Source organism: uncultured Flavobacterium sp. (genome assembly GCF_951805225.1).
In the GTDB taxonomy this organism is placed as follows: Bacteria; Bacteroidota; Bacteroidia; order Flavobacteriales; family Flavobacteriaceae; genus Flavobacterium.
Genome location: NZ_OX638201.1, coordinates 5,881,502 through 5,895,743, shown reverse-complemented (window position 1 = coordinate 5,895,743; position 14,242 = coordinate 5,881,502). Strand labels below are relative to the sequence as shown.

Below are 14,242 nucleotides of genomic sequence, written 5' to 3'. Positions count from 1 at the left end.
CCCAAATCCGTTGTAGCTGTTATGAGCAGTTTTACTTTATTTCAAATGCTTTACCATCCATTGATTCGAATGATTATTCATTTCTTCTAAATACACTTTTGTCAATACTTTCTACCGAATTTATCCAAGAATAAGGAATATTTAAATCATCTGATGACATTATAGACATTCCACCTACCATTGCACAAATAGTATCTCTATCACCTAAAATAGATACTGCTTTCCAAAGTCCTTCTTCAAAATTTTGTAGATTATGTGCAGTACACCAAATCGCAAAAGGTACTGTATCTTGTGCGGTCATATTTATACCGTTACCTAAAATACTTTTTACAGTTTCAATATGATAATTATAGGATACACTTTTAGCTTTTGATATCTTTGACTTTGTATCACTATCAGGTAATTCTTTTAAAATTTTATCTATAAAATCATTTGGTGTTAATATACTCCTATCAAATTTCATTTGAGTTGTCAATGCAGTACCAATTGCAATCGCAATAGCACCTGTAATTGCTTCAATATTTGAATGAGTAATTTCGGCTGATTTTATTGATAATTCTTTCACTTTTTGAAAATTGTCGAAATGAAAAGCACCAATTGGACAAACTCTCATTGCTGCTCCATTTCCCATTGAACCTTGTCCGTCAAATGCTCTTTTTGATACTTCATGCCAATTCTCACCGTTTTGAACTTCTCTTAATAGCCTTCTCAAAGTTGCACCATAACCTCTATTTGTATCTAAATCGTGATTTATACAAAACTGTTTAAGTAAGTTTTCTTGGTCTATATCGCCATTTTTTTCTAATTCCTCAAAAATCGCAATAGACATTACTGTGTCATCAGTAAATTCCCATTTAGTTTCAGGCATTTGCCTTAAATAAATACTTTCTGAAATTTCATCTAAATCGCCAAAAAAACTATCACCAAACGCATCTCCAATTGACACGCCTAATAGTGATTTCTTAGCATTTTCAATTCTATATTTATTATCAATGTGATCCATAATTGTCTTATTATTATAATAGCAGATAATGTTCTCTCGCTTGGCGATGATGCGGATTAGGAAAGCCTAATTTTCGATTAATTAATAATTTCCCACATGCAAAACCAACTCCAAATTAAGCCCTATTTTCGGATTTTGCCAAATCACACTAAATACAAAACCAGCTTTCCATTAAGTCAATTGTCTAAATCCGTTGTAGTTAACTTTATTGGCAGTAGTGACTTTTTATCAATGGTTTTCAAACGTATTATTTATTGGGTAAGTTCCCAATTTAAGAGCAAGGTAGGGCTCAAACATTGTCTGCAAAATATCATTTTCTACAGCAATACATCTGAATTCTATACTTGCTAAATTCAATTTATGCTTTCTGAAAATTTCTATAAATTCCTCAATTTGCATTAATTGTTTTCTTTGCTGTTTTATTTCACTATTCTTTGCATATTCCATTTTCGCAAGATTAAATGCAAAGCTCGCACTTTCACTTCCTGAACTTTCCCTAGTATGCCATTGAATTCTTTTGCGGATATTGTTTGCGCGTCCAACATATATTGGTTTTCTGTTTTCGTAGAAAACATAAATGCCACGATATGTAGGCAATTCGTTTCTTTTCAATAAATCAGACATTTCAAATTCTTCAAATAATTCTTGAAATAATGAATCCATTTCTTTCTGATAAGGCTTCAATTGTTCTAATTTATCCATATTGCAATTTTCTCCAGAGAAATCTCAAGCTTTTTTGTTTGTTATGGTTTTATCTTTGTTGATTCATTTTATATCACACGAAAGCATTCGTGCGAGAGCGGTGGAAATCTTCCCAGAACAGGTAAATTATTTAATCCACTCGCTTAATTCAATAATTGCATTTGCAAATTCCTGTGGTGTTTCTTGTGGTAAATTATGCCCTGCACCATGCACAATTCTTTGTAAATATTTCCCTTTAAAATGTTCAGTGTGATCGTCAAAGCCAAAATAGTTAACAAAGCCATCATCTCCTGGCTCTAAAACAATCGTAGGAACTTTAATTACAGGTCTGGTTGCCAAAAGGTTTTCAATATCATCATATTGCTTGTCTCCTTCTTCAATTCCGTATCTATGTTTATAGGAGTGAATTATAACATCAATAAAATCTGGATTGTCATAAGATTCAGCAGTTTTTTCAAACGTAGCATCTTCAAACTTCCAAAGAGGCGACCACTCGGTCCATAAAATTTTACATAATTCTTTTCGATATTTCGTTAGACCTTTCCTACCTCTTTCGGTATGAAAATAATATTGATACCAATATAGTTGTTCCATATGTGGCGGTAAAGGTTCTGCATTACCAAGGATATTTTGTATTGTGTAACCACCAACAGATACCAAACCTAAAACTCTTTCCGGCCATAACGCCGAAACAATGCAAGCTGTCCTTCCACCCCAATCATAACCTGCAATTATTGCTTTCTGGATTTTTAATGCATCCATAAAGTCAATTACATCTTTTGCTATTGCCGCTTGTTGCCCTGTACGCATAGTTGAAATGTCTTTGAATGTAGTTTGTCCAAAGCCACGCAAATATGGTGTTAATACTCTAAACCCCTTTTGGCTTAAAATATCCGAAGATTCATTATAGGCATTTATATCGTAAGGAAAACCATGTAAAAGAATTACTGGAATATCATTTGTGTTTCCGTATTCTCTATAGCCAATCTCTAATGATTCAGTTTCAATTTTTTTAATCATAAATTTTTGTATAATTTTAATTTAAGGGGCATCTATTTAAATTAACGCCAACTAATTTATATTTTGACAAAACCTCACAAAATAACCCAAATTAGGGTAGATATATATGATAAGTATTACACATTATTTATCTTCAAATATATAGTTTTTTCATTATAAAAATCAAAAGAACTTTCAATTTGACAAATGCTTTTCTTACTTTCTATAAGTAGCTATGCAAAGAAAAAGAAGAGAAAAATTTAAGATGCACATTCAATAATATTATAATAATCCTCAATAAATATAATTAGACACTAATGCTTCCCGCTACTGGAATAAAGCTTCAGAAAAATCTTAATCTTCTTTTGTTTATTATATTTTTGATTCTTTATCTATTCATTTTGTATCACACAAAAGAAATTCATTCCTGAGCGGAACAAAAGCGGACATAACATCTGAAAAAAGATTATTAAAAGACTATTTTTTTTATCTTTGAAATTCAAGTTTTTTTAAGCCAAATGGCTTTATCTTTGAGCATACAGAAAATTGATATTCATTATGGAACAGAAAATACATCAGGGAAGAAACGTAAAACGCTTCAGAGAAATGCTTAATATAAAGCAGGAAGCATTGGCTTATGATTTGGGAAATGATTGGAATCAGAAGAAAATTTCAATGCTGGAGCAGAAAGATGTAATTGAAGAGAATCTGCTTAAACAAATCTCAGCAATATTAAGAATTCCTGTTGAAGCTTTTCAAAGCTTTGATGAGGAGCAGGCAATAAATGTTATTTCGAATACTTTTGGAGATAATGCTTGTGTTGGAAATCCTAATTCTACATTCAACTTCAATTCTGTTGAAGAATTAAAAAAACTTCACGAAGAAAAAATTGCTTTATTTGAGCGTATGCTGAAAGAAAAAGATGAAATGATGGCAAGGATTGAAAAATTAATCACCAAATAATTTCGGAATAATTCTTATTTATATGTGGAAATATTAAATTAAGAAATACTCATTTATAAAAAATATCAAAAAAAGCTTCGGAGAAATCTGGAGCTTTTTTTAGTTCAAGCTAAAATGTAAAAACTTGAATACTTTTTTAAGATTTATAAGAAACCAAAAAAAACTGCGCAAAGCTCACAGAACATTTGCGCAGTTTTTTTGGTCACACTTCGAAGGGCGAAATTACCAAATTGTTATTCTGTCTTTCTTCGGTAAAAACATTTTATCTCCGGGTTTTAGATTAAATGCATCGTAAAAAGGTGTCGTATTCATTAGAGGACCATTAACACGCCAGTTTGGTGGAGAATGCGGATTATTATTAATCCACAAACGCAGGAATTCGTCTTTCATTTTTACTCGCCATATTTTGGCTAAAGAAATAAAGAAGCGTTGATCCGGAGTATAACCGTCAATTTTTACGTTTCCTTTTCCTTGTTCGGTCATTTTAAAAGCATCATAAGCAACTGCTAATCCAGCAATATCTGCCGTATTTTCGCCAACTGTCATTGCGCCATTTATGTGTAAATCGCCTAAAACAGTATATGTACTGTACAAATTGATAACCTGTTGTATTCTAGACTTAAACTGCGCATAATCTTCTTTTGTCCACCAGTTTTTTAGGTTACCATCTTTGTCATATTGAGCACCTTGATCGTCAAAAGTATGGGTTATTTCGTGACCTATAACCATTCCGATACCTCCGTAATTAAGTGCATCATCTGCATTATTATCAAAATATGGAGGTTGCAAAATACCTGCAGGAAAAACAATTTCATTTGCCGTAGGATTATTATATGCCGTAACGGTTGGAACTGTAGTAAACCATTCTGATTTATCGACTGGTTTGCCCAATTTTGCCAATTGAAATTGATATGCATCTTTTGAAGCCGAAACCATATTCTCAAAATAGGTATTTCTGGCTACATTTACATTGCTATAGTCTCTCCATTTATCCGGATATCCTATTTTCTTAGTCATTGCTGCCAATTTTTCTTTTGCCTTTTGTTTCGTAATTTGACTCATCCATTCTAATTTGTCAATTCTTTTGGCATAGGCTTTTTGAAGATTATTCACGAGAGTTAACATACGTTTTTTGGCATCTTCTGAAAAATATTTTTTCACATACAATTCACCCAACGCATCACCTAAATAAGTATCAAGGACATTAGCCATTTTTTCGCCACGTGATTTTTGAACAGCCTGACCAGAAAGTACTTTGGTATACTCAAATGAAGCATCGGCAAAAGGCTTACTTAAGTCATCTGCATATCTTTCCAGAGAATTTGCTTTCAAATAAATTTTCCAATTATTGATAGGAATGGTTTTTAAAAGTTTATTCAGCGCATCATAATAAGCAGGTTGACCTACATTAATAGAATCGGTTTTGGCACCTAAATTATTTAAGAAAGTATTCCAGTTTATATTCGGATTTCTTTTTGCAAGAGTTGTCACAGCCAATTTATTGTAATTTGCCTGCACATCTCTAAGTTCAACTTTTGTCTTATGCGAAACAGCAAGTTGTTTATCAATATCGTAAACCAAATTAGCATTCTTTTCAGCTTCTTTAGCATCGCTGCCTATTTGCTGAAATAATGTAGCAAGGTATTTTTTGTACGATTTCTGAATGGCAACAGTTGATGAATCTGATTTGAAGTAATAATCTCTGTCAGGCAAACCAATACCAGTTTGATAAATTTGCGCAATGTTCATACTACTGTTTTTTTCATCGGGCGAGACTCCAAAACCTATAATCGAAGAATTGTTCACTTTTACTTCATTAGCTACAAAATTCATTAAGGATGGTAAATCGTTGATTGCATCAATTTTGGCAAGTAATGGTTTGATAGGTGTATAACCGCGTTTGTCAATCGTTACAGTATCCATACCTGATGCATAAAAGTCTCCTACCTTTTGCGCTATAGTTCCTGCCTCATTTTTGCTTTGCGAAATACTGTCTAATATTCCTTGCAGACGCATTCGTTGTGGGTAATTCATAAACATATAAACACCAACTCCTGCTTGAGATGCAGGTATTTGTACAGAATCGTACCATTTGCCATTTACATATTTAAAAAAATCATCACCAGGTCGCAATGTGGAATCTATGCCAGTGATCGCGATATTTTTCTTTTCCTGATGTTTTGAGCACGCTGTAAGAGCTAAGAATGCAATGAAGAGCATTACTGAATTTTTCATAATCTAGATTATTTCTATTAAAATGAACTAAAAAACACTTAAAGACAAATGTTTTAAAATGATATACTTGGTATAGTTAATTTAAGCAGAACAATATACGAATTCAGTTTTTAATACTAAAGTTTTTGTTAGAATGCTTCCCCGCTACTCAGATAAAGCTTCAGAGAAATCTGGAGTTTTTTTAGTTTATTATAATTTTTATTTCTTTATCACTTCACTTTGTATCACACAAAAGGATTGATTTGCGAGCGAAGGGTAAATTAATTGTAAACTATATTTTTTATTTCGATCTTCAAAATTCAATGTTCTTATCTTATATCATAACAATTACTTATCTTAGATTTTTAACTAACAATTACTTTTCAATGTCCTCAAAATATTTTATTTTTTTTGGTTTAATATCATTATTTTTTTCTTGTGATAATAGTGATGATCCTGTTGATACAAATGTTACTGATTCTGTTTTGATCGAAGTCAATAAATTAAGAGTAACAGGATGTAAGTGTGGAGACGAAGATATGCCACCTGTACCTGAATTGGTAAGTAACTCAATATTAGCTAAGACAGCACTTAATTATGCTCATGATATGTATGTCCGAAATTATTTTTCTCATATATCACCAGAAGGAACAAGTCCTATTCAAAGAGCCAGTATATTAGGTTATACAGGTAATTACGTAGGAGAAGTAATTGCTCGAAATTATGATAATCCTATAAGTGTTGTAAACGGATGGAAAAACAGCACAGACCATTGCAAAGCCATGATGAGCAGTACTTATATTGAAATGGGAGCAGGAAAATCCGGTAATGTATGGGTTGCTAATTTAGGAAAATAAATTAATCCTGTCTCCTATCTCTTCTCTCTCTTATTCAAACAAAAAACCTTTTACTTTACCTCATCAATCAGATAATCAACGAAATAGAAACTATGTCTTTTACAGCATAAATCAATCCCTTCATTTAGATTTTCTATAAATTATGAAATTCACATTTTTTTTATTTTAATTATAGTCATTTTAACCATAACTAAATAAAGTTATTGCTTTTAAAAAGGAAATTATTATGTTTTTATAATAATACCTTAAAAATCGCATTTTATTTAAGAAAATATTTAAACAAACCGCTAAATATCAATATATTAGTAAGTATTTTTTTATTAACTATCAAACCAAATTATTTATGAAAAAAACATTTTTATTTACTGCATTATGTATTATGTTCATCAGTTGTGAAGCAACCGATGGTAACAACGAATCCGAAGTTAAAGCAAACTGGTCATCATCTGCTCAATATGCAAACTGGTCAAATGGCGGTTATACTGTTTATAATAATATCTGGGGTTCTGGTGCCGGAAGCCAGTCTATATGGGCAAACAGTTACAGTCAATGGGGAGTTTGGGCAAATCATCCTAACACTGATGGAATTAAATCATACCCAAATTCTACCAAATACATTGGTAAAGTACTTAGTGCAATAAACACGCTAAGTACTAGTTTTAATGCAACTACACCTTCTGGAGGTGCCTGGGAATCCTCATATGATATCTGGGATAGTGCTAAAGCGCATGAAATAATGTTATGGATGAATTATACCGGAAATGCAAATGGAACTGGTAATGTAAAACCAATTTCATACAATTATTCTGCGACCGGAGCTGCAATTGCAGTCTTTACTAATCAATCTATTGGCGGTCATACCTGGAATGTATACAGAGGAAATAATGGTTCGAATAATGTATATTCATTTTTACGTACTACAAAAACAAATAGCGGTACTATTGATGCCAAAGCCATTTTGAATTGGATAAAATCCAAAGGATGGATTGGTGATATTACTGTTGGTGATGTACAATTCGGGTTTGAAATTACATCATCCTACGGCACAAATGGAGCCGGACTGAATTATACCTGCAACAGTTATTCTGTTACCAGCAACTAATTTTTTCTTTTGATACTAAATAATCTTTTATAAAAATATATTAATTCCACAAAGAGACTTTCGAGTCTCTTTTTTGTTTTTCGATCTGAAAGAAAAGTATAGAAATAAATTATAAAAACGATTTTAATCGAAATCTCTTCTACTTTTGCCAAATGTTAGAAATTCTTTACCAAGACGAATATATTGTAGCAATTAATAAACCAAGCGGATTGTTGGTTCATAAATCATTTTATGCACGAGATGCAAAAGTTTATGCTATTCAGGAATTGAGAAATCAAATAGGTCAACACGTTTATCCTATTCATCGGTTAGACCGAAAAACATCTGGCGTCTTGTTATTTGCGTTGGATAAAGAGGTTTTGAAAATTATGAATGACCGTTTCGCTACACGCGAAGTCGAAAAAAAATACTTAGCCATTTTACGTGGTTGGTCGCCCGAAGAACTAACAATTGATTATGATTTAATCAATGATGATGACATTAAACAAAATGCAATAACATACTTTCATCGTTTGCAAAATGCCGAAGTTGAGTTAGAATTCAATAATAAACCAACGTCACGATATTGTTTGGTAGAAGCGATTCCTGAAACTGGGCGCATGCATCAATTGCGAAAACATTTCAAACATATTTTTCATCCCATTTTAGGAAGTCGGCCACATGGTTGTAACAAACAAAATAAATTATGGCTGGAAAATTATGACCTGAAAGGAATGATGCTTCACGCACATCAGTTAATTTTTGATCATCCAATAAAAAATGAACAACTAATTCTGAATGCCAAGATTAATGAAGAATTTAGCAGAGTGGGTACTATTCTTAATCTGGATTTGAGTAAATATAAATAGATAGTAATCCTCAAAAAAGGGATTAGAGATTTCAATTCCTCCCGCTATTAAAAACAAAAACACCACTTAAAAAAGTGGTGTTTTTGTTTTTATATCGCACAACTGTTGTGCATTCGCTTTTTTATTTATTCAACTCTTTTTCAATTTCTTTAATAAGTTCAACTGCTTCTGGTTTTACATTTTGGTCATAAACTCTTATGTTATTCTTACCCAGTCTGACAAGAAATTCGATTGTCTTTTTAAATTTTGGATCTGAATATAATTGTTCTTCAGATTTATCTGCATTTTCTATCATTTTGTCAAAACACTTAAACAGAAAATCATTATAAATTTTATCGACTTCGCTAATTGACGGTGCAAGTATTTGGTAGTAATTTAAAATTTTCTGTTTTAATTTTTCATCTTCAATGTAGCCAATTTTACCACTAGACTTAAATCCTTCATAATTGCCAATATTTATTACTTGTCCATGTGAATAAATTGGGAAATTAACTTTACCTTTTGACTTATAAATACTATCAAGTTGAAGAGTCGTTAGTGCTAAAATTTTCTCATAACCTATGTTTGATTCTTGGTATCCGCCCTTTTCAATGTTCAGGCTTTTTACATCATCTTTTAAATCATTCTTTAAATTATTAAGAAAAATAGAAACTTCTTCTTGCTGGTGTTTGTGTTCACTCCAACTATGTAATCCTATAGAAAGTGTTACTGCAAAAACGATTATAAAAATTTCTATAATGATTTCTTTCACTTTCTCTCCCAATGTATGTTCTGAATTTTTCACAGTTTTATAAATTTTTTCTGAGTGTTTGGTTATTTCTTCTTGCATTTTTTAGTTTTGTAATTTTAACTTTGATTATTGGTGGCAGTTTATTTTAGTACGCTATTAATCCTCACTTTTAAATGAATGACTTTCAATTTCTGATTCTTTAGATTTTACTAAAACTAAATTATCTTTCTTAAAAACAAATGTATCCTCTTCTTTATAACTCCAGGAATTCTCAGTGCGCATATTTACACCATTTGCTTTAAAGGTTATTTTGATTGTATCACCTTTTGTTACAACATTTATGTAATCAAAGGTATTCTGAACGCTTGCTGTAAAAGGAACTGCAGAACAATCTTTCAAACGTTCTAACTGTTTTTTATCATTTTTAAACCACTTTCTTAAAAAATTTAAATGCTCTTCTGAACATTGATAACCAATATTAAGCGCTGTATTAATTTTGCAACTTAAATTATCATATTTTGCATTTGGTTCTCCATCCCAATCGCACTCACTTCCAATAAAACTTGCTACAAATCCAAGAGCTGCTTTTTCGGGTTCTGAAATATTTTTGGAATATTCTTTATTTATAAAAATTGAATTAACCGTGTCCTTTAATTCTTTGTCATATGCATCTTCTCTCCATAAAAATTTCACAGATTTGTCGGTTAATTTTATTGGAGTTTCGGCTTTTAAAGTCTTAACTGTTGTTTTTAAATTTTCTGATTCATTTTTCTTTGCACAAGACACTATTAAAATCAAAATGGTTAAGCTTAAATATTTCATGCAGATTGGTGTGATAAGTATCGAACAATATTTATTTCCAAATATATAATTTTTCATGAAAAACCACCTTATCAACTTCGTTATTTTATAAGCTTTTTTGTGCTAAATAATTCTATAGCTACGTTGTTTTTAATACAACATAAAGAAATCGAGAAGAAAGTTTAAAGCAAAAAAACTCTTCACAGAGAGTCATTTTTCAGATTGATTATATTTGGAAACAACATATTTTCTTAGTTTTTCATCAAACCTCGGGTCTGTTCCAAAAGTGTTATCTTCAGGCAAGCCAAATTTGATTTTAAAATCAACCGTTGGATAAGCAAATACTCTATCACAACCAAATGAAGAAAATAGATTCCAAAACCACAGACTATAAATTCTTCTTCCATTTAGAGTCATTACTACTGGTAATCCAGGTAAAGGAATTTTTAAATCTGTAAACTTATGTTTCCCTTTTTTTTGTTAAGATTATTTGTTGATTCTTCCAATTAAAATGTTTGATATCCTCTTCATTTAATATTGGAACCGAACTTAACTTGGCTGTTTTCAAGTCAAGACAATATGTGCAATCAGAATTCAAGTTTTTGAAATTCTCTACAAAGAAAAATTCAATTCCGGATTTTTGTGCGTAAAGATTAAATCCAATAAAAAATAAAAACACAAAAAATAGATTTCGTTTCATTATTTACAGCTGTTTTATTAATTCCTTTATTTATAATTTTCCAGCAGAAACCATAATAAAGATTGGTCTTCTTAATTCGTCTTTCATCGCCGGATATTTTTCAATAATTTCGTCTGATGGTTTAGGCTCCGATATTTGTTTAATAGCAAAACCTGAATCAATTACAGTATTTAGAATACTTGCTACTGTTCGATGGTATTTAATTACTTTGTGACCTAAAAAATTCGTTTGCCTTACTCCTTCGTCTTGATAATTATCTACTGGCCAATGTAACAAATTTCCTTTTTCGTCCTTAAACCAATCTTGTTCTGGTTTTGAAGTAAAAACGGGATGTTCCATCGAAAAAACAAAGCTTCCTCCTTTTTTCAGAAACTTATTAATTTTACGAAAAACAATGTCCAAATTTTCGATATAATGAAAAGTAAGCGAACTAAAAATAATATCAAACTGCTCATTTTCAAATTCAATATCTTCAACAGGCATTTGATAATACTCTACTGATAAATCTTTTGAATTTTCCTTTGCTTTATCAATCATTTTCTGTGATAAATCAATTCCAATCACATTTTTTGCGCCTTGTTCTTTGGCATAAATACAATGCCAGCCGTAACCGCAACCAAGATCAAGAACATTTTTATCTTGAAAATTGGGCAACATATTTTTCAAAACATGCCATTCTCCGGCTGAATTCAAACCGTCTATAGAACGTGGCATTTTACCGTAGTTTTCAAAAAAATCTAAATCATCGTAAATATTTTGTTTCATCTCTTTCTTATTTATTAAACCTTGTTCCGTAAAATTTTCCTCGGTAACGCTGGCAAATATGGCTTACTTTGTACTCAATTTAGACAAATATAATTGAAAAACGGAAACTTCATAAAGTCGATGACTTTAAAAAATTAAGAGACTTTTATAAGATTTACAAGATCTGTTAACGATAAAAAATGTCGAAAGTCAGGGGCATTTGGACAACTTTTCATAAAAACACTTCTAAAACTTTTCAAAATATCGCTCAATAAACTAGAGAATATTCTTTCAAAATAAAAAATTATCAAAAAATATCATTTTGTCAAAAGAAGAAAAAATTCTCTCTTTACGCCTTTTTCAACACAAAACAATCAATTATTAATCAAACAAATACACTTTTGAATAACCCCATTTCTTGGCGATCGATACTTTCTTAATGTGATATTTTCAGAATAATTCGACAAAATTTTTCAAAGATTTTTTTGTGTATCTTAAAATTAGTTATAGTTTTGCACCCGCAATACAAAAGCAGGCCCGTTCGTCTATCGGTTAGGACGCATGGTTTTCATCCATGTAAGAGCGGTTCGATTCCGCTACGGGCTACTTTACTACAAAGCTTCAGAGAAATCTGGAGCTTTTTTGTTTTAATAACATTTTCTCCTGAGTCAGATGTTTTGCTTCCTCAAAAAAAATTTAATCGCAAGGGCGCAAAGTTTTTTTGTTATAGATTACGCTTATTAAACGCAAAGTTCGCAAAGCTTTATCAATATAGCTTTGCGAACTTTGCGTTTATAAAAAACCTTTGCGCCCTTGCGGTTAAAATAATTAGTCAACACAAAACATTTTATGTTTCTCCACAGGTTTTTGTGTTGATCCTTTGCTTTCTCAAGAAAAATTAAAATATATCAAACCTACGATACATCGTTTCTTAAATCTACAAGTGTCCTAATTTAATATTAAAAAGACCTGCGAGCAACCAAACCCAGCACATCTTTTATGATTTTTACAGGATAAATAAATCAGCCAGTTTTTGAATTTTCTTCGCTTTTATGATTGCTTTATTTTAATAGTTAATTGATAATTGTCTTTCGAAAATTAAGCTGCATGTATACTTAAAATTTAAACGCTCTATTTTATAATTCCAATGTTATTTATGGCTTGAGTGGAAAAAATTAAGCAATAACAATATAAACTCAACTATCTAAGTTTTAACCTTATTCAAATCGATAGATTCTTATCAGCATTCACATTACTGAATATCAAAAAAAACAATACAATAAATGAAAGAATCTATCCGAATTCTTAACACTTATGAGTACAAGATGCAATTCTTACCAAAAGTAAATGCACATGCGTTGTTTGACCAATCACTACTTCAAATATATCGAATAGAAAGTTACTTAAAAGGAATCGTAATACCGGTACCACCATACAGAACATCTTTTAATTTTCTTTTATTTATAACAGAAGGTTCTATATGTCAGCAGGTAGAAACTGAAAACTATCTAATAGGTCCCGGACAAATATTAAACATTAAACAAGGAAGTATTACCCGAACTATTGAATTATCTGAAGATGTCAAAGGATTTTATGTAATGTATGAAAATGACATTATAACTTCTATCGCTTTAAGCCGACAAGACACTATATTTCTTACTTCGGATCCTGTAATAAAAATTCATGAAAATGCTTATGAATTTATGACTACTGCACTAGAATTACTAGAAAAAGAACTACAATCAGAATGCATACATCAAGATATTTGCATTACTTTTTTTCGTGCGATTATGTTGAAAATCATTAAACATGCAATTTCGAAACCATTGGGTATGGCTCGTGAACTCGACATTACTTATAAATTCAGGGAAAAACTTCAGCAAGAACATATAGAGCATAAAAATGTTTTCTTTTATGCACAGGAATTAAATATTTCTGAAACTTACCTGAATAAATGCATCAAGAAAGCAACCGGAAAACCTCCAAAACAATGGATTAATGAAATTTGTGTACAACACAGCCAAATATTACTCCGCGATTTAGGACGCGAAATTGCTGATGTAGCTTATGAACTAAATTTTCAATCTCTTTCTCATTTTTCCAGAGTTTTTAAAAAGGTTACGCATCAATCGCCTTCTGCATTTCGTCTGGAAGTAAATAAATAATCTATTGGCTTTACTTTTTTTTTAGCATTATAAAAAAAACCTAACCTGTTTTTAATCATTGAGTTAGGTAATTTTCATAAACTTTAAGTTTCTCTTTAAAATCCTACTGTTAACCCAAAAGCTATTCGGTTTACCGCAGAATTTTGTGTTATTGAATTAATAATTTGTTTTGAACCTCCACTATATTCGATACCCATTGTAAAATTTTTAGTAACATCATACATCATATTTACGGTAGCAAAGTTTAAGGCTACATGAGTGGTTTTATCATTATTATTAGTTACAAAATCACCTGAGGCATTATCGTTAATTACTTTGCTTTCTACTAATGAAAAAGGTGTTGCATGATAAGTCATATTTGTATATCCTAAGACAAGGTTTGAGTGTAAATTCTTTTTTGTACCAAAGAAATAT

Annotated in this window: 13 protein-coding genes and 1 tRNA gene; 6 read left to right on the top strand and 8 right to left on the bottom strand. The window is 31.0% G+C overall.

Annotated elements, in window-relative coordinates; translation table 11 throughout:
* Positions 1-73: 73 nt before the first annotated feature.
* The 3 genes from WN975_RS24635 to WN975_RS24625 form a co-directional block, all read right to left on the bottom strand.
* Complete coding sequence (locus WN975_RS24635; protein WP_337968790.1) at positions 74-1,003, bottom strand: ADP-ribosylglycohydrolase family protein; 930 nt, start codon at positions 1,001-1,003, stop codon at positions 74-76.
* Positions 1,004-1,231: 228 nt separating this feature from the next.
* Positions 1,232-1,705 (bottom strand): GIY-YIG nuclease family protein, encoded by a 474-nt coding sequence (locus tag WN975_RS24630; protein WP_337968789.1) that lies wholly within the window; start codon positions 1,703-1,705, stop codon positions 1,232-1,234.
* Positions 1,706-1,831: 126 nt separating this feature from the next.
* Entirely contained in the window at positions 1,832-2,725 is an 894-nt protein-coding gene (locus WN975_RS24625) for an alpha/beta hydrolase (RefSeq protein ID WP_337968788.1), read from the bottom strand.
* A 537-nt stretch (positions 2,726-3,262) separates the two neighbouring features.
* Between WN975_RS24625 and WN975_RS24620 the strand changes: the two genes are divergently transcribed.
* On the top strand, positions 3,263-3,667 hold the full coding sequence (locus WN975_RS24620) for an XRE family transcriptional regulator (protein ID WP_337968787.1): 405 nt from the start codon (positions 3,263-3,265) through the stop codon (positions 3,665-3,667).
* A 222-nt stretch (positions 3,668-3,889) separates the two neighbouring features.
* Here the strand turns inward: WN975_RS24620 and WN975_RS24615 are convergent, their stop codons facing one another.
* Positions 3,890-5,902, bottom strand: a complete 2,013-nt coding sequence (locus WN975_RS24615; RefSeq protein WP_337968786.1) for a M13 family metallopeptidase — start codon at positions 5,900-5,902, stop codon at positions 3,890-3,892.
* A 365-nt stretch (positions 5,903-6,267) separates the two neighbouring features.
* Between WN975_RS24615 and WN975_RS24610 the strand changes: the two genes are divergently transcribed.
* The 3 genes from WN975_RS24610 (at position 6,268) to WN975_RS24600 (ending at position 8,688) form a co-directional block, all read left to right on the top strand.
* Positions 6,268-6,738, top strand: coding sequence for a CAP domain-containing protein (locus WN975_RS24610; RefSeq protein ID WP_337968785.1), 471 nt, complete (start codon positions 6,268-6,270; stop codon positions 6,736-6,738).
* 343 nt (positions 6,739-7,081) lie between these two features.
* On the top strand, positions 7,082-7,840 hold the full coding sequence (locus WN975_RS24605) for a glycosyl hydrolase (protein ID WP_337968784.1): 759 nt from the start codon (positions 7,082-7,084) through the stop codon (positions 7,838-7,840).
* 152 nt (positions 7,841-7,992) lie between these two features.
* Entirely contained in the window at positions 7,993-8,688 is a 696-nt protein-coding gene (locus WN975_RS24600) for a pseudouridine synthase (RefSeq protein WP_337968783.1), read from the top strand.
* Between the two features lie 121 nt (positions 8,689-8,809).
* Here WN975_RS24600 and WN975_RS24595 read toward each other — a convergent pair whose 3' ends face one another.
* The 3 genes from WN975_RS24595 to WN975_RS24585 all read right to left on the bottom strand — a co-directional run bounded on the left by WN975_RS24595 (position 8,810) and on the right by WN975_RS24585 (position 11,684).
* Positions 8,810-9,517 (bottom strand): DUF6090 family protein, encoded by a 708-nt coding sequence (locus WN975_RS24595; protein WP_337968782.1) that lies wholly within the window; start codon positions 9,515-9,517, stop codon positions 8,810-8,812.
* 57 nt (positions 9,518-9,574) lie between these two features.
* Positions 9,575-10,297, bottom strand: coding sequence for a hypothetical protein (locus tag WN975_RS24590; RefSeq protein WP_337968781.1), 723 nt, complete (start codon positions 10,295-10,297; stop codon positions 9,575-9,577).
* Between the two features lie 652 nt (positions 10,298-10,949).
* Positions 10,950-11,684, bottom strand: a complete 735-nt coding sequence (locus tag WN975_RS24585; protein WP_337968780.1) for a class I SAM-dependent methyltransferase — start codon at positions 11,682-11,684, stop codon at positions 10,950-10,952.
* Positions 11,685-12,197: 513 nt separating this feature from the next.
* On the opposite strand from WN975_RS24585, the gene WN975_RS24580 reads away from it, so the two are divergent.
* Positions 12,198-12,269: transfer RNA gene (locus WN975_RS24580), tRNA-Glu, on the top strand.
* Between the two features lie 677 nt (positions 12,270-12,946).
* Positions 12,947-13,828: a helix-turn-helix domain-containing protein gene (locus tag WN975_RS24575; RefSeq protein ID WP_337968779.1), complete on the top strand. Its 882-nt coding sequence runs from the start codon at positions 12,947-12,949 to the stop codon at positions 13,826-13,828.
* Between the two features lie 95 nt (positions 13,829-13,923).
* Here WN975_RS24575 and WN975_RS24570 read toward each other — a convergent pair whose 3' ends face one another.
* Entirely contained in the window at positions 13,924-14,184 is a 261-nt protein-coding gene (locus WN975_RS24570; protein WP_337968778.1) for a hypothetical protein, read from the bottom strand.
* Between the last annotated feature and the right edge of the window lie 58 nt (positions 14,185-14,242).